Source organism: Bradyrhizobium sp. 21 (genome assembly GCF_023073335.1).
Taxonomy (GTDB): domain Bacteria; phylum Pseudomonadota; class Alphaproteobacteria; order Rhizobiales; family Xanthobacteraceae; genus Bradyrhizobium.
Window position 1 is genome coordinate 225,666 of the sequence record NZ_JADPJG010000015.1, and the last position, 16,335, is coordinate 242,000.

Below are 16,335 nucleotides of genomic sequence, written 5' to 3' on the forward strand. Positions count from 1 at the left end.
TGCGCTTCAATACCCGGTCAGCTCGAGATAGCCAACGCCGTCATGCGTGCCGGAAAAGCTGATCGGCCCTTCCCAATAGGAGAAGCCGGTCCCCATCCAGGCCTTGGGATTGAGCGGCTTGCAGAGGATCGAGAACGACCGCGATGGGATCGCGATCTGCCATTCCACCGGCAGCTTATGTCCCGCGACCTCGGCCGTCGCCTTCGGAATCATCTGGATGTCGTTGCCCGCAATCATCTGCGTGTCGCCGGCGGCGCTGATCCAGTTGCCGAACGGATAATCCTTCCCGTCCTTCTGCCGCAGCCGGTACAGCATCAGCTTGTCGCCGGATGCGAGATGCAGCGACAGCCAGTCCCAGCCGGTCTGGTCCGCGTCGAGCGGCTGGCTGCTCCATTCCCGGTCCATCCAGGCCTGGCCTGAGACATCGACGGGCTTGTCGTCGATCGTGAGATTGCCGCGGGCGCGGTAGAACGGCTGGCTGTAATAATAGGAGGCCTGCCCGCGCGCCGACTTGCGGCTGTAGCCGCCGTTGCCCTGAAGCACGACCGGACGGTCGGCCTCCAACGTGAGTGCGTAACTGAAGTCGGCACCCGAGGCCTTCAGCGTCAACGGCGCCAGAGTGCGATCGCCGGTGCGCTCCGTCCCGCTCATCTCCCAATCGTCGATCCAGGCCGCAAACGGCTTTGCCGTGACGCCGGCCTGCCCGATTCCGCCGCGCGAGAACACCTCGCTGAAGCGATGGGTATCGGCGCGCGTCACCGCGGCGTGGGCCATCCACACCTGTTGATTGGCCCAGCCCTCGCCTTGCGGCCCCGGCTGCGCCGCCTGGCGGAACAGCGTCCATTGCAGACCGCAAGCGGCGCCGTTGGCGTCGACGAGATTCGCCGTAAGATACCACCACTCGATACGAAACTCCGGATGCGGCCCGTGATCCCCAGGAAAGGCGAAAAGCTTTCCAGGCGTGACCTGCGCAAAACCTTCAGCTGTCGCGCCGAGCCCGGCATAGCCCTGCGCGCCCGCGCGGCGGACGGCCGCGAGCGCGGCGATGCCGCCGGCGAAGGCGCGCCGCGAGATCCTGTCAGCGCTCATTGGCAAACACCTTGACGAGGCTCGCCGGCTGCATCCGCGCCAGTCGTATCATCGGCAGCAGGGCGGCAAGCAGCGCCGCCAACAACGCCACCGCGACCAGCTCGACAAGCTGCAGCGGAAACACATGGAACGGCAGCCGCCAGCCGAACGCTTTGACGTTGACGATCGCGATCAGGCACCACGCCACCAGGAGCCCGAGTGGCACGGCCAAGAGCGACGTGAACAGCGCAGCCGCCAGCGTCTTGGTCAGCTCGATCGCGGCGAGGCGCGGCCGCGTGATGCCGATCGCCCAGAGCGGCGCGAGTTGCGGCAGGCGCGAGTTCGCCAGTGTCAGCAAGCTGGTCAGAAGCGCGATGCCGGCGACGCCAAGCGTGAACGCATTCAAAGCGGACGTGACTGCAAAGGTGCGGTTGAAGATGCGGATCGATTCCGCCTTCACCGTCGCCTGATCGGCGACACTGCGGTCGTCGAGCGCAAACTGCTTCTGCAACGCCGCGATCAGGTCAAAAATATTTTCCTTTGCAACGATCAGGCCGATCCGCGTCTGCGGCGTCTGCGGAAACTGCCTGATCAGCGCCGCGACGTTCACCGCGAGTTGTCCCTTGGGGTTGCCGTAGTCGGCATAGATGCCGACGATGTCGAGCTCCCAGGTCCCGCCAGGTGCCGGCACCTCGATGACGTCGCCGACGCGGATTTTGAGGCGGCGGGCCAGCTGCTCGCTGATGAAGGCGGCATTGCCCGGCACCAGCTGGGTCCAGGCGCGCGGCGCTGCTTCCAGCAGTGGCCAGCGCTCGCGATAGAGCGCGTGATCGGGCAGGCCGAGCAGCTCCACCGGCTGGCCCCGCACCTGCGCCTCGGCGCGCCCGCCCGACAGGATCGCCTGGACGTCGCTGCGCTCCTTCAGCCAGTTGCGGATCGCGACGCCTTGCGCGTTGTCGGAGGCGCTGATGTAGACGTCGGCTGCGAGCCGCCCGTTGAGCCAGCCGACGAAAGTGCGGCTGAACGTCTCCACCATGGTGGACACCCCGACATTGACCGCGAGCGCGAGCAGCAGCGCCATCAGCGCCAGCGACAATCCCGAGAGCTGTTGCCGGCTGTCCGCCCAGAACCACAGCGCGAGCGGTTTTCGCGCGAGACGCTGCCCGACCAGCAGGATGAGTTCGAGGAAGGCCGGCAGGATCAGCGCCGCGCCGAGCATCAGCGCTGCCAGCACGCCAAAACCCGCGATCAGCGATTGTCCGTACTGGAGCAGCAGCAGCGCGACCGCGAACACGGCGCACGCGGCTAGGCTCTGCAGGATCAGCCAGCGGCGCTGGCTCTGTTGCCAGGCCTGGGGCTGCGCGGTCGCCAGCACCGGCATCCTGATTGCCTTGATCAGGCTGGTGGCCGCGGCCACCAACGCGCCGGCAATGCTGATACCGATTCCGGCGAGCCACCATTCAGGTCGCAAGCTGAGCTGTCCCGGGATCTGCGCGCCATAGAGCCCGCGCAGCGATGCTGCGACGTCGGGCAAGAGCGCTGCGGCGATGAAATAGCCGCACACGAGCCCAATCAGGCCCGCGACCAGCGCCAGCGCCACGAGCTCGATCACCAGCACGGTGTTGACCAGTCGCGCCGAGGCACCGCAGGCCCGCAAGGTGCGCAGCATCGGCAGCCGCTGTTCGAAAGCGAGGCCGACGGCCGAATTGACGATGAACAAGCCGACGAAGAACGACAACAGGCCGAACGCCGTGAGGTTGAGATGAAAGCTGTCGGTGAGACGCTCCAGCTCGGTCTCCGCATTGGGCTCGACCCGCTGCAACTGATTGCCGACGACGCTCGCCAGCGGCGCCGGCTTGCCCTTCGGCTTGCCGATCAGAAGCCGCGAGATTTGGTCCGGCTTGTTGAGCAGCCGCTGCGCCACGCCGATATCGACCACCAGCACGCCGGGCACGAGTTGCGGCAGCACGCGCAGCGGTGGCAGGTTGGCGCCGCTGCTGATCGGCGGCGCGGTCCCCTCCTGCTCCTGCAAATCGCTCAGCGTCTCCCGCGCCACCAATGTCTGGCCCGGCGGTGCAACAAAACTGCTCAGATCCGAAGCCCCGAGGCGCGGCGCGTCGCCGACATCGGCCGGCAGCGTCACCGGCTCGATCCCGAGCAATCGCACCGAGTGCCCGTTGACCTGGACCCGTCCCTCCAGCACCGGCGAGACCGGCCAGCCCGCGCGGCGGAGCTTGACGAACAGCTCTTGCGAGAAGGTCGCCGTGTCAGGTGCGACCAGCATAGGCGTACGCGCGCCGCCGAACGTTGCCGCAGCGCGATCATAGGCGTTGCGGGCCTGCTGGTTGATCGCCTGCACGCCGCTCCACAGCGCGGTCGCCGCGATCAGCCCGATCAGCAGCGTTGCAAACTGCATCTTGTGGCGTCGCCAATGGCTGAGCAGCACGGCGAGCACCCACAGCGCGCGCTTCATGCGATCCGCCCCGCATGCAAGTTGACCTGGCGATCGAGTGTCGCGGCCAGATGCAGGCTATGCGTCACCATCAGGAAGCCGCAGCCGGTGCGCGTGACGAGATCGCGCGCCAGGGCCAGCACGTCCTCCGCGGTAGCTTCATCCAGATTGCCGGTCGGCTCGTCCGCCAGCAGCAGCAACGGCTTTGTCGCCAGCGCCCGGCCGATCGCGACCCGTTGCTGCTGTCCGCCTGATAATTGCTCGGGATAACGCTTGAGCAGATTGCCGAGTCCGAGCCGCTCGATCAGCTCGCTGGACCAGGCTGCGTCGTGCCGATCGGCGATCCGCGCCTGGAAGGCGAGATTATCCGCGACCGACAGGCTCGGAATCAGGTTGAACTGCTGAAACACCAGGCCGATCCGGTCGCGCCGCAGCCCCGCGCGCCCCGCGTCGGAGAGCTTAGTGATCTCGGTGTCTTCCAGCCGGATCGTGCCGCCATCGGCGACATCGAGCCCCGCGATCAGGTGCAGCAGCGTGCTCTTGCCGCTGCCGGATTCGCCGGTCAGCGCGATGCGCTCGCCCGCCTTGAGGTCGAGATCGATGCCACGCAGCACGTGGACCGGCTCGCCGGCCGAAGCGAACGTCTTGGAGAGGTTTCGGATGCTCAGCACGATGAATGGCGCCGGACGGAATTAACGGAAATGCTGCGTAGCACACTTGCTGCGGAAATGCCGGGGTTGCGTTGGTCTCGAAGCCGTTGTTAGCTTCCAAGACGGCCAAATCAAAAAAGTGCCAAGGAAAAGATGGGGGAGACGATGAGCGCTCAGGGAACGCCCATGGTGGCAGGCAAAATGACGACATCCAGAGCGACGCCAAAGGGCGCCTGGACGATCACGTTTCTGCTGTTTCTGTTCATGCTGGTAAACTTTGCGGACAAGATCGTCGTCGGCCTCGCCGGCGTGCCGATCATGACCGAGCTGAAGCTCGAGCCGGAACAGTTCGGCCTGCTCGGTTCCTCGTTCTTCTTCCTGTTCTCGATTGCGGCCATCGTGGTCGGCTTCATCGTCAACAAGGTGCCGACGCGCTGGGTGCTGCTGACACTCGCCGTGATCTGGGCGCTGGCGCAGTTTCCGATGGTGGGCACCGTCAGCTTCACCACGCTGCTGATCTGCCGCATCGTGCTCGGCGCCGGCGAAGGCCCGGCGGCTTCGGTCGCCATGCACGCCATTTATAAATGGTTCCCGGACGAGAAGCGCACGCTGCCGACCGCGATCCTGTCGCAGGGCTCGGCGTTCGGCGTGATCCTGGCGGTGCCGGCGCTGAACTGGATCATCGTCAATCATTCCTGGCACTACGCCTTTGGCGCGCTCGGCGTCGTCGGCCTGATCTGGGTCTGTGCCTGGCTCACGCTCGGCAAGGAAGGCCCGCTGGAGAATACGCAGGTCCTCGCTGCGACCGAGCCAAGGATTCCCTACATCCAGCTTCTTACCTCGCGCACCTTCATCGGCTGCGTCGCCGCGACCTTCGGCGCCTATTGGGCGCTGTCGCTCGGGCTCACCTGGTTCACGCCCTTCATCGTCAAGGGACTCGGATTCTCGCAGCAGCAGGCCGGCTTCATCTCGATCCTGCCCTGGGTGTTCGGCGCCACCATCGTCATCCTCACCGGCTGGTTCTCGCAGGTGTTGATGGCGCGCGGCGTGACCACGCGCCTTGCCCGTGGTGTGTTCGGCTCGGTACCGTTGGTGATCGGTGGCCTGATCCTGGCGACGATGCCGCATGTTCAGGGAGCCGGCTTCCAGCTTGGCTTGCTCGTGGTCGGAACGGGCCTGTGTGGCGCGATCTATGTCGTCTGCCCGCCCATGCTTGGCGAGTTCACCCCGGCCTCGCAGCGCGGCGCGGTCCTCGCGATCTATGGCGCGCTCTACACCCTTTCGGGCATCATCGCGCCGCTCGTGATGGGCACCGTGATCCAGCGTGCCGGCAGCATGCTCGACGGCTACATGACCGGCTTCACCATCAACGCCGTGATCATGGTCGGCTCCGGCCTGCTCGGCCTGTTGCTGCTCTGGCCGAACACGGAGAAGGCCAGGCTGACCGGGGGTGCGGCGGCGCAGGCCGCGCCGCTGAAGGGCGCGGTGTCGCCGACGTAAGGGGCGGTCCGATACTGCTCGCCTCTATCAAAATTGTCGCCCTGGACAAGCGAGCGAAGCGAGCGCTGATCCAGGACCCATTACCCCAATGAGTAGTTTGACGAAGACTCGCGGTTACCAGCTTCGCGCCACAACTTCTCCCCGGGGCAATGGGTCCTGGCTTTCGCCAGGACGACACCGTGGTTACGCCTTGCCTCGCGTCTTCCGCTCCGTGAATGGCGACAGCACCACCGTTGCCAGCATGAAGATCACGGAGGCCCCGAACACCCAATGCGGTGCGCTCTGGTCCATGATCCAGCCGAACAGCAGCGGGCTGATGATGCCACCGAGATTGAAGCCGGTGGAGACGATGCCGAAGGCGCGGCCCGCTGCACCCGGAGGCGCCGCATTGCGCACCAGCATGTCGCGCGAGGGCGCGATCACGCCGGAGAGGAATCCCGCGGTCGCCATCGTGGCGGTCAAGGCCCAGCTCGGCAGCGTCACCAAAGCGATCAGCAGCACGATCGCCGCGTTTGCAGCAAAGCAGGCCGCGGCGACATAGCCGTGGCGCTCGGTGTGGTCGGCGAGGAAGCCGCCTGCGAGCACGCCGGCGGCGCTGGCGCCAAGAAACGCGGTGAGTGCGACATTGGCGGCGGAGTAGGATGTGCCATAGCCGCTCATCAGCGCCACCACGCCGAAATTATTGATGCCGGCAACCGACAGGCTGAGCAGCATGAAGAGCGCGGTCAGCGTGATCAGCGCCGGCGTGATCACGGCCGGCTTCGGCAAATTTTCGTTGCCCGGCTTTGTCTTGTGGGCGCCGGCGTCGGGTATGCTCATGACGACCAGCAGAAACGCCACCGCAACGCCGATCGCGCCCGATGCGATCAGCGCACCCCTGCCGCCAGACACGGTGACGAGCGCAGCAACGATCGCTGGCGCCACCGCGCCACCAAAATAACCGGCAAAGGTATGGATCGAGAAGGCGCGGCCCATCCGCGCTTCGTCCATGTGCTCGGCGAGGATAGCGTAGTTGGCGGGATGGTAGACGCTGTTGGCGAGCCCGAGCAGCACGGCGCTGGCGATCAGCGAGGCGTAGCTCAGATGCAGGCCGAGCAGGATCAGCGCGATGCCGCCGAGCGTGAGGCCGCCCAGCAAAATTTTTCGCGCGCCAAAATGGTCGACGAGATAGCCGGTCGGCGCCTGCGTCAGCCCCGATACCACGGCTGATACGGTGAGCGCGAAGCCGAGCTCGACATAGCCGACACCGAGCTGGCTTTTGAGGAACGGAAACAGCATCGGCAGGACCAGCAGATGGAAATGGCTGACCCAATGCCCGATCGAGATTCCCGTCAGCGTGCGCAGCGCGCTGTCCGCCTTGCCTTGCTGCGATGCGGCGAGAACGTCGACCATTGCTGTTCCGTTTCACTCCCTGGTGGCGCGCAAACTATCGGAGAGCGGTTATTTGTCCATGAACGCAGGTGCATGGCAGGTAGCGCGGGCGGTTGAGGGGTATATCGCGCTAACACGCGCCCAAAAGACCCTCGCGCCAACCTCACAACGGCTCATCATCATCGCCCTGACGATCGCGCTTGGGCGTAGCGATGTCGCCGTCGTCGTAATCGTCGTCGATCTCGCGTGGAGGCGGAGGCTGCTTGGCCTTGTCCCCAGCCGTCTTCGTTTTTGGCGGCTCGCTCGGCTTGCCGATCTTGGCCATGGCTGATCCCGGATGGTGATGCTGCACCCGATTCTACCGGGACATATGTGCGGTCCCTGACTTATCTCAAGGGTCTTCAACGAGGCGTCAGTGCACCACTGGCCCGCCGGCCTTCTTCCAGGCATCGATGCCGCCGGCGATGTGCGCGGTATTGGTGAGCCCGGTCGCCTTGGCGGCGGCCACCGCCATCGCCGAGCGTTCGCCAAAGGCGCAGAAGAACACGACGCGACGGCCGGTGGCGGCCGCGACCTCGCGCAGCATGCCGCCGGGCTTGAGGCTCTCCTCGACGGACGGATAGGGCGTATGCAGCGCGCCTTCGAGCATGCCGTGCTTCATCCGCTCGTTGGTCTCTCGCAAATCGACCAGCAGGATGTCGGGACGGCCGAGGGAGCGGATCGCCTCGATGGCGTTGAGCGCGCGGCCCTCTTTCTCCAGCTCCTCCTGATGCAGGCCGACATGCATGTTGGCGGGCACTGCGACATCCATCATCTTCGGATTGGGCAGCTTCAGGTTCGCCATGAGCTCGATATAGTCGTCGACCGAGCGCACCTGGAGCCGCGGATTGTAGCGCTTCTCCTCGCCGATGGTGGAGACGGTATCGCCCTTGTAGTCATGCGCCGGGAACACCATCGTCTCGTCCGGCAGCTTGAGCAGGCGGTTGAAGATCGATTCGTACTGCGCGCGCGACGAGCCGTTCTGGAAATCGGTGCGGCCGGTGCCGCGGATCAGCAGCGTGTCGCCGGTGAAGACGCGGTCGCCCATCAGATAGGAATAGGAATCGTCGGTGTGGCCGGGCGTGTACATCACGTCGAGCGACAGGCCCTCGATCGTCACCTTGTCGCCGTCGGCGACTCGCATCGCCACCACGTCGGCCTTGGTCTGGTCGCCCATCACGGTCATGCAATGGGTGCGGTCGCGCAGCTCGCCGAGGCCGGTGACGTGGTCGGCGTGCAGATGGGTGTCGACCGCCTTGACCAGCTTGAGGTCGAGCTCGCGCAGCAGCTGGCAATAGCGGTCGACCTTCTCCAGCACGGGATCGAGGATCAGCGCCTCGCCGCCGGGGCGGCTCGCCAGCAGGTAGCTGTAGGTGCCTGAAACGCTGTCGAAGAGCTGTCGAAAGATCATGGCAAGACCCGGCGTGGAACTGATTTCGAGGATTCTACTACAGCCGGGACTATAAAGAGAAGTAATCTACTGCCAAGATAAGAAAATTTAGAAGATTTTTATTGCCCGTGATCAGGCTGCGTGGAGACCGGATCCGGCGCACGGGTTTGTCGGCGACGCTGAGCCGGTGCCCAATCACGGCTGTCATTCCCCGCGAAGGCGGGGAATCCAGTACGCTGCGGCTTCTCCGCATCCTCTCGATGTCTCTGGAATACTGGATCGCCCGCTCCAGTGCGCAATTGCGCACAAGGCGTGCGATGACACCGAGTGTGTTGCGGCGCTGTGCCACGAAAGGGCTTGCGGCCGTGCCCTATCCCGCAATGCCTGGATTGCCCTCGACGCCTTTCAGCGTGACGCCGGAGCCGAGCCGCTCCTGAAGCATCCGGCCCGAGCGCAGGTATTTGGCGACGACATCCCACACCGGCGCGCCGTGCTGGCCGTTGACCGAGGCCCAGCCCGCGACCTTGTAGCGTTGGTTGGCGCTGAGCGCCTTGCCGCCATTGAGCTTCACTTCGGAGATGCGGTTGCCGATCGCAGCCGTCGGCGTGCAGGTGTAGCTGAGCCCGCCGGCGCGCACCATGTCGCCGCCCTGCTGGTAATAGGGATCGGCGTTGAAGAGATTGTCGCAGACGTCTTCCAGCACGTCCTTGATCTCGACGCCCGTCATCTCCTGCACATAGGTCTCGGGATAGGTGATGGCGGTTTCCGCGAGCAGATCCTCCATCGTCAGCGCCTGACCGGGCAGCGCGGAGACGCCCCAGCGGAAGCCCGGCGACAGCGCGATCTCGGCGTCGAGCTCGGTGCGCAGCGCGGTGCAGATCAGCTCGTCGACCGGGCCGGCGAAATTGTCGCGGCGATACAGCAGGCGATCGGGCGTTGCGATCTTCTCCGACCAGTCGGTCACGAAGGGCGCCCGCAACCGGCCGATCAGTTCGGCCATCGCGGGATCGGGCTTCAACAGCTCGGAATAAACAGGCAGCAGATGATATTTGACGTCGCTGACCTTGCCTCTGTCGAGCGCGAGGTCGAGCACGGCCAGAAATTTTCCGTTGGAGCCGGCATTGGTGACGAGCGTCGTACCACTGGCGTTCTTCACCGGGATTGGCTGCGGGATCGCGTCATGGGTATGGCCGCCGAGGATAACGTCGATCCCGGTGACGCGGCTTGCGAGCTTGAGATCGACGTCCATGCCGTTGTGCGACAGCAGGATGACCGCGTCGACCTTGTCGGTGCCGCGCAAGGCATCGACATGCTTCTGGAGCTCTTCTTCGCGGATGCCGAAGGTCCAGTCCGGCGTGAACCGTTTGGGGTGCGCGATCGGCACGTAAGGGAAGGCCTGGCCGACGATCGCGACGCGATGACCGCCGAGCTCCTTGATGACAGAGGGCTTGAACACGCGCCCCGTGGCCTTGTCGAAGGCGCGGGCGTCGTTGAATGCGGCTTCCTCGGTGAGAAAAACATTCTGCGCCAGAAACTCGCCCTTGAAGCGCTCGAGATTGTCGCGCAGCGCCGCCTCGCCATAGGTGAATTCCCAATGCCCGGTCATCGCCTCGATACCGAGCAAATTGGCGACCTCGACCATGTCGCGGCCCTGCATGATGTTGGCGAGCCCCGTGCCTTGCCAGAGATCGCCGCCGTCAACGAGCACGGAGTATTTTTCGCCGACATCGCCGCGCAAGCGGTCGACCAGCGTCTTCAGATGGGCGAAGCCGCCGAGCTTGCCGAAGCGGCCCGCGGACTTCTCGAACTCGAAGCAGCTGAAGGCATAGGCATCGGCGCTGTCGGGCCGGATGCCGAACCGTTCGAGGAAGGCGCGGCCGACCAGATGCGGCGGCCGTCCCGCCATCTCGCTGATGCCGATATTGACGCTTGGCTCGCGGAAATAGACCGGATTGAGCTGCGCATGCGTATCGGTGGTGTGCAGGATGCGCGCATTGCCGAACCGTTCGAGATCGTAAATGCTCGCTGCTTCAGCGCCGTGCGCAAGCCGCGGCAGGCTGAGCGTGGTGGCGACTGCGGCTGTGCTCTTCAGGAAATCGCGGCGGCGGATCGCCATCTCGAATTCTCCGCCCCTCAATGATCGCTCGACTGTTTCAACATGATCAGTCTAGCGGATTTCCATGGCCTTCCACGCCTCTTTTTCAGACGTAGCTTGAACGATCGACGCCTTCGCCAGCGCCTCTGCTTCCTTCGAAGCGGCGGTCGCGCGGTCGAAATCGCCGCCATCGGCCGCTTTCTTTGCCGCCGCCAGCGCCGATACGGTCACGGTCCATTGGTTGCGCATACCGGCTGCCTCCTTCGATGCGGCTTCGGCGGCGGAATAGGCCGCCTTGAATTCTGCTTCATTGGCCGCGCGCGCCGCCGGCGCGAGGCCCAAGGTGAGCAGCAAGGCAAGCAGCATGGCGAGAGGAAGTGATTGCTTCATGGCCGCGCTCCCGGTCCAGAAATCGGCAGGCCGTTGGCGACGTAAGAGACGAAATATTCGACGTCGCGATACTCATCCGCCTGCGGCTCCAGCGGAACCGCGCGGGTCTGGCTGTTGCAGGTGACGAAGCGGCGGCTGATCGTGCCCATGCCGCTCCATTCGGAGCGGTAGATCGGCATCGCGTTCAAGATGCCGAGCGCCGGTGCCAAAATCTCGGCGCGGATGCGCTCGCCCGGGCTCTGCACGTGGCAGCTCGCGCAGGAGAAATTCAGCTGGCCGCGCCGCGTGTAGAAATAGCGCTTGCCGTTCTCGTACGCTGCGAGCGCGCGCGGATCGTCGGGAATCCTGATGTCCATCGGCTTGCCGCGCGAGGTGAAGGCCATGTAGGCGGTCAGCGAAGCCATCTCGTCCTTGACGTAGGAATAGGGCGCTTCGCCATTGGCCTCGCGGCAGCGGTTGAGCGCGAGCTCCAGCGTGACGACCTTGCCTTCCTTCTCGTCGAAATAAGGATAGGTCTGGCGGATGCCGATGCCGCCGTTCGGGAAGCAATCGGCATAGCTCTTGCCGTTCTTGAACGGGGTCGCGAACATCTCCTTGCCGGCGTCGAGCGCGAACTCGTAAGGCGGGAACTCCTCCTTCTCCTGCCACTGCCGCTTCATGTCCTCGTTCATCGAATAAGGACCGTTGACGAAATCCTCGTGCTTCACGGCCGGGAATTTCTGGAAGAAGAAATTCTGGAATGCTTTCGCATCGGCGGCGGGATCGACCTTGTCGGCCGCCACCACGCGCGGAGAGGTGAGGGCGAACGCAATGAGCGCGGCGCTCAACGAGCCAAGCAGGAGGGCGGACCGGGCCTTCATCACGAAATTTTCGCGGTGGTCGTGTCCGATCCACCCTTGTTGTCGGTCCAGGAGATCTTGAGATCGTCGCCCTTCTTGGCGCCCTTGAAGCTGAACTTGACATAGGGGTCCTTGGAGACCGCGGTGCCCCAATTGGCGACAAAGACGTCCTTGCCGTTACATTCGAACTTCAGTTCCTGGATGTAGTGCGCGGGGATCAACTCGCCCTTGGCATCCTTGACCAGGCCGGTATCCATGGGGTGCTGAATGAGCGTCTGCACCTCGGTGATGTCGCCGTTGGATGTTGCGCGTACGCGAATGGTGGATGCCATCTGTCTCTCCCTCGCCGTTAGCCGCCGCAGCCGCCGACGGTGACCTTTACTTCCTTGGTCGCGCTGTAGAGCTTGCCGTCGGCCTCAATGATCGCGACCACGTTGCTGGTCTTGGCCATCTTCAGCCGGTTGGCGACACCAGGGATGGTGCCGTCGGGAATCTTGTAGGACGCGGCCAGCGCGCTCGGGTTCTCGGCCACGAGGAGCGAGATCGAGGTGACCTTGTCGAGCGTCGTCGTCACCGAGATCGGCACCACGCCGCCATTCTCGGCAATCTCGGGCGCGTCGAGCTTGACCTTGTCGGAGGGCTCGGCGGTCTTGCCGTAGAGCGCCTTGATCGCGTCCGCCTCGCCCTTCTGCTTGAACGCCTCGTCCGGATATTTATCGTTGGCCGCGGCGAGCGCGGGAGCCGCGCCGAACGGTAGGTTGCCGAGGCCGAGCAGCGCGACCGAGGCCGCGCCCAGAAGGATCAGGCGCCGCGTCGCGCGTGGGCCGGTGCGTGTCGTCATCTCAAATCTCCTGCACAGTCGCTTGGCGTGCCTGAAGTCACAGGGTTTGCAGGAAATCAACGATCGCGCTGATCTCCTGTTCGGTCAAAATCCTGTTCCGGCCGAACGGCGGCATCATGGTCTGCGGATTACGCTTGGTCTCGTCGAAGATGATCGCGACCAGCTCGTTGCGATCGGGGTATTTTGACTTGAGGTCCTTCAGTTCCGGCCCGATCGTTCCAGGCAGGTCGCCGCCCTTGATGACGTGGCAGGTCAGGCAATTGCCCTTGCCGCGGTCGAAAGCGAGCTTCTGGCCCTCGGCCGCGGCGGACTGCGCCCGCGCCGGGCTGGCGAGGCCGGCGGCAATGGCCAGCAGGAGCAACAGGACGGGCGTTCGGGAAAAAACGGTCAAGGCATCATTCCGAGCATTATGTCGATGGTCTCGATCGCGAAATAGATGCGTTCCAAAGCACAAAGGGCATCGCCTGACAATCGAGACTATGCAGACGACAAAATGGCGTTAATATCTTCCGCATTGCAACTAAAGAGATTATCTGTTCAGCCGATTTTGCCCCAAGCGTAAGGGGCAGTGGCGCGGGCCGGCTGTTTCCGGGGCGTTTGGGCGCTCATCCCGTTTTCATCGCGTTCTCGTTTTTTTAAGGGGACCTCACTTGGCTGAATATGTCGTCGAATTCGGCAGGGATGGCGGACGGGTCGAGTCGGATGGGCGGCTCGACGCGCCGGCATTTCATCGCAATCACGAACCGCTCTGGGCGGCGCTGGAAAAGCATCTCGCAGGCCTGACCGGCAACGTGGTCGAGGTCGGCAGCGGAACCGGGCAGCATGTGGTCCATTTCGCCCGCCATTCGCCCGACCTGGTCTGGTGGCCCAGCGACCTCAACCAGCGCCACCTCAAGAGCATCGAGGCCTGGCGCGTTCATGCCGGCCTGCAAAACATTCGCAGTCCGCTTCGCATCGATCTCACGGATCCCGACTGGTGTCCGGAGATGAAAAGCGGGCAGGCGCCGACAAGTCTGGCTGCATTGTTCTGTGCCAATGTCATCCACATTGCGCCGTGGGCCGTGGCCGAGGGCTTGTTTGCCGGGGCCGGCCGCTATTTGCGCGCTGACGGCAAGCTGGTTCTCTACGGGCCGTTCAAGCGCGACGGCAAGCACACTGCGCTGAGCAATGCCGTGTTCGACACATCGCTGCGTCAGGGCAATCCCGACTGGGGCGTCCGCGACATCGGCGATGTCGAGAGCCTCGCCCGCGGCGTAGGCCTTCGCCTCGTCGATACGATCGACATGCCTGCGAATAATCTGACGCTGGTGTTTTCGCGCTAAGCCGCGAAGGCGGTGCACTCCCTCTCCCGCTTGCGGGAGAGGGTTGGGGAGAGGGTGTCTCCGCAACGGGATAGTCCCCAAGAGGAGAGAACCCTCACCCGGCGCTTCGCGCCGACCTCTCCCGCAAGCGGGAGAGGTGCACCGCCTGCTGGGCGCGCATTGGTCAAATCAAGCGGCCGTCACGCCCCGCCATCTACCCACCCGATCTTCTCCTTCAAGAACCTGAAGCCAAGCACCTCGAAGCCGGCGCGCTCCTTGTTGTCCTTGCCGTAGCCGTGGCCGCCTGCTTCCGGCTCGTAGAACCAGGCCTCGTAGCCCATCGCCTGGAGCTTGGCCGCCATCTTGCGCGCGTGGCCGGGATGGACGCGATCGTCGCGCCGCGTCGTCGCGATCAGGATCGGCGGATAGGGTTGGCCGGCTTTGACGTTATGATAGGCGGAGTACGTCTTCAGCCAGTCCCACTCCTCCGGCTTGTCAGGATCGCCGTATTCCGCGATCCAGCTCGCGCCCGCGAGCAGCTTTGTGTAGCGGCGCATGTCGATCAGCGGGATAGTGCAGAACAGCGCGCCGAAGCGCTCGGGGTATCGTACCAGCATGTTGGTGATGAGGATGCCGCCGTTCGATCCGCCCTGGGCTGCGATGCGCTTTGCCGTGGTCACGCCACGACGGACGAGATCGGCAGCAACGGCCGCGAAATCGTCGTGCGACAGTTTCTTGCCGGCGAGCCGGCCGGCATCGTGCCAGCGTGTGCCGAATTCGCCGCCACCGCGCAAATTCGCCTGCACTGTCGTGCCGCCGCGCTCCAGCCACAGCTTGCCGAGCGATGCGTTGTAATACGGCTTCACCGAGAGTCCGAAGCCGCCATAGGCGCTCATATACACCGGCGCATCACCGCTCTGGTCAATGGGGCCGGTCTGGACATAGGGAATGCGCTCGCCGTCGATCGAGATCGCCTCGTGCTGGGTCACCACGAGGCCGTCGGCGGTGAATGTCTTCGGCGCCTGCTTCAACACAATCGGGCTCGCGACGCCGCGCTCCATCAGCAGTAGCGACGGCGGCGTCAGCGGATCCTGCACATTGGCGAGCAAATCGCCATTGCTCTCGGACGGATGGCGGTCGAGCGGCCAGATGTCGACGACGCCGATGTCCGGAAGACCGCCGAGCATCTCGCGGCTCCAGCCTGTGGCGGATGGCGTGCAGATCTCGAATTGCGGCTTCAACTCGTCGAGGATCGACAGCACCAGCTTAGCCCCTGCCCAGAACAGGCCTTGCAAAGCGCGTCGCGGCTCCGGCTCGAACAGGATCGCAAAATCCCGGCTGCCGGCGAGGAATGCCGAGAGCGACATGCCGAGCACGGTGTCGGCGGCATAGGTTCTCCCCTCGATCGACCAGGCTTCGCGCAGCTTCATCGCGAACCAGTCGCCATGCGCCTGCATCCAGATGCCGGTCGGCAGGTCGAGCTTCGTCGTCGTGCCGTCGGCATCGCGCAGCCAGATCGCATGATTGAAGAAGTCGATCTGGTCGATGATCCAGCTGCGCGGGGCCGCAGCGGTGTCGTCGACCATGCCTGATATCGCCATATGATCGGCCGTGGTCTCGATGATCGTCTGCGCCTGATCGACAGGCTGGCTGCGCCGCCACACGCGAACGGTCCGCGAATATCCCGAGCTCGTCGCCATGCCTTTGCCATGGGCGCTCGACAGCAGCAGCGTGTCGGCATCGAGCCAATCGGCGCCGCCCTTGGCTTCCGGCAGCGCAAATCCGTCCGCAACGAAACTCTTGGTGCCGATGTCGAATTCCCGCAAGGTGACGGCGTCGCTGCCGCCGCGCGACAGGCTCAGAATCGCCCGCGAGCTTCCCTTCTGTGTGGTGATGCCGCTCAGCAGCCAGTCCTCGCCTTCGCGCGCCGCGAGCTGGTCGATATCCAGCATGGTCTCCCACGCCGGATGGGGTTTGCGAAACTCCGCAAGCGAAGTCCGCCGCCACAGACCGCGCGGGTTGGCGGCATCCTTCCAGAGATTGTGAAGATCATCTCCGCGCCGGCTGACATAGGGAACGTTGTCGGGGCGATCGTAGATCGTCGCGAGGATGTCGCGATCGCGCTCAAAGGCCTTTCCACCAAACGCCTCGCGCGTCAGGCTGTTCTGCCGCGTGACGAAATCGAGCGCCAGCTTGCCCTCGATCTCCTCCAGCCAGAGCCAGGGATCGTCGTCGGGAGCGCTGAGCGTGGGCCTGTCGTCGACGGACATGAACGAAACTCCTGATGACCGCAGCTCTTGGAGAATGCGGCGGATAGGATTTGATCGAGCGCAAGCCGTCAAGGGCGCGGCCCGTTATAGTTTTGCCGATTATAGTCTTGCCGATTGCGTCAGAGGCAT

Annotated in this window: 15 protein-coding genes; 2 read left to right on the forward strand and 13 right to left on the reverse strand. The window is 64.4% G+C overall.

What is annotated here, in order from left to right:
* Positions 1-6: 6 nt before the first annotated feature.
* From IVB31_RS17115 to IVB31_RS17125, 3 genes are read right to left on the reverse strand one after another with little or no spacing between them, the layout of a single operon-like run.
* Entirely contained in the window at positions 7-1,089 is a 1,083-nt protein-coding gene (locus IVB31_RS17115) for a lipocalin-like domain-containing protein (RefSeq protein WP_247324321.1), read from the reverse strand.
* Positions 1,079-3,541 carry an FtsX-like permease family protein gene (locus tag IVB31_RS17120; RefSeq protein ID WP_247324322.1) on the reverse strand — a complete coding sequence of 821 codons (2,463 nt, stop codon included), beginning with the start codon at positions 3,539-3,541 and terminating at the stop codon, positions 1,079-1,081. The genes IVB31_RS17115 and IVB31_RS17120 overlap by 11 nt, the downstream gene beginning before the upstream one ends.
* Complete coding sequence (locus IVB31_RS17125; protein WP_247324323.1) at positions 3,538-4,191, reverse strand: ABC transporter ATP-binding protein; 654 nt, start codon at positions 4,189-4,191, stop codon at positions 3,538-3,540. Before IVB31_RS17125 ends, IVB31_RS17120 begins: the two co-directional genes overlap by 4 nt.
* A gap of 144 nt (positions 4,192-4,335) precedes the next feature.
* On the opposite strand from IVB31_RS17125, the gene IVB31_RS17130 reads away from it, so the two are divergent.
* Positions 4,336-5,670 carry an MFS transporter gene (locus IVB31_RS17130; RefSeq protein WP_247324324.1) on the forward strand — a complete coding sequence of 445 codons (1,335 nt, stop codon included), beginning with the start codon at positions 4,336-4,338 and terminating at the stop codon, positions 5,668-5,670.
* Between the two features lie 183 nt (positions 5,671-5,853).
* Here IVB31_RS17130 and IVB31_RS17135 read toward each other — a convergent pair whose 3' ends face one another.
* The 9 genes from IVB31_RS17135 to soxX all read right to left on the reverse strand — a co-directional run bounded on the left by IVB31_RS17135 (position 5,854) and on the right by soxX (position 13,026).
* Positions 5,854-7,062 carry an MFS transporter gene (locus IVB31_RS17135; protein WP_247324326.1) on the reverse strand — a complete coding sequence of 403 codons (1,209 nt, stop codon included), beginning with the start codon at positions 7,060-7,062 and terminating at the stop codon, positions 5,854-5,856.
* A gap of 142 nt (positions 7,063-7,204) precedes the next feature.
* The gene (locus IVB31_RS17140; protein WP_247324328.1) at positions 7,205-7,366 is read right to left on the reverse strand and encodes a hypothetical protein; all 162 of its coding nucleotides are present in this window, start codon (positions 7,364-7,366) and stop codon (positions 7,205-7,207) included.
* A gap of 87 nt (positions 7,367-7,453) precedes the next feature.
* The gene (locus IVB31_RS17145; protein WP_247324331.1) at positions 7,454-8,491 is read right to left on the reverse strand and encodes an MBL fold metallo-hydrolase; all 1,038 of its coding nucleotides are present in this window, start codon (positions 8,489-8,491) and stop codon (positions 7,454-7,456) included.
* 349 nt (positions 8,492-8,840) lie between these two features.
* The gene (gene soxB, locus IVB31_RS17150; RefSeq protein ID WP_247324332.1) at positions 8,841-10,586 is read right to left on the reverse strand and encodes a thiosulfohydrolase SoxB; all 1,746 of its coding nucleotides are present in this window, start codon (positions 10,584-10,586) and stop codon (positions 8,841-8,843) included.
* A 51-nt stretch (positions 10,587-10,637) separates the two neighbouring features.
* Positions 10,638-10,955, reverse strand: coding sequence for a hypothetical protein (locus IVB31_RS17155; RefSeq protein WP_247324334.1), 318 nt, complete (start codon positions 10,953-10,955; stop codon positions 10,638-10,640).
* Positions 10,952-11,815 carry a sulfur oxidation c-type cytochrome SoxA gene (gene soxA, locus IVB31_RS17160; RefSeq protein WP_247324335.1) on the reverse strand — a complete coding sequence of 288 codons (864 nt, stop codon included), beginning with the start codon at positions 11,813-11,815 and terminating at the stop codon, positions 10,952-10,954. Before soxA ends, IVB31_RS17155 begins: the two co-directional genes overlap by 4 nt.
* Complete coding sequence (gene soxZ, locus IVB31_RS17165) at positions 11,815-12,126, reverse strand: thiosulfate oxidation carrier complex protein SoxZ (RefSeq protein ID WP_247324336.1); 312 nt, start codon at positions 12,124-12,126, stop codon at positions 11,815-11,817. The genes soxA and soxZ overlap by 1 nt, the downstream gene beginning before the upstream one ends.
* Before the next feature lie 17 nt (positions 12,127-12,143).
* Positions 12,144-12,635, reverse strand: coding sequence for a thiosulfate oxidation carrier protein SoxY (soxY, locus tag IVB31_RS17170; RefSeq protein ID WP_247324337.1), 492 nt, complete (start codon positions 12,633-12,635; stop codon positions 12,144-12,146).
* Between the two features lie 37 nt (positions 12,636-12,672).
* Entirely contained in the window at positions 12,673-13,026 is a 354-nt protein-coding gene (gene soxX / locus IVB31_RS17175; protein ID WP_247324338.1) for a sulfur oxidation c-type cytochrome SoxX, read from the reverse strand.
* A 259-nt stretch (positions 13,027-13,285) separates the two neighbouring features.
* Here soxX and IVB31_RS17180 point away from each other — a divergent pair, with 259 nt between their 5' ends.
* Positions 13,286-13,957 carry a DUF938 domain-containing protein gene (locus tag IVB31_RS17180; protein ID WP_247324339.1) on the forward strand — a complete coding sequence of 224 codons (672 nt, stop codon included), beginning with the start codon at positions 13,286-13,288 and terminating at the stop codon, positions 13,955-13,957.
* A gap of 179 nt (positions 13,958-14,136) precedes the next feature.
* Here IVB31_RS17180 and IVB31_RS17185 read toward each other — a convergent pair whose 3' ends face one another.
* Positions 14,137-16,206, reverse strand: a complete 2,070-nt coding sequence (locus tag IVB31_RS17185; protein ID WP_247324340.1) for a prolyl oligopeptidase family serine peptidase — start codon at positions 16,204-16,206, stop codon at positions 14,137-14,139.
* Between the last annotated feature and the right edge of the window lie 129 nt (positions 16,207-16,335).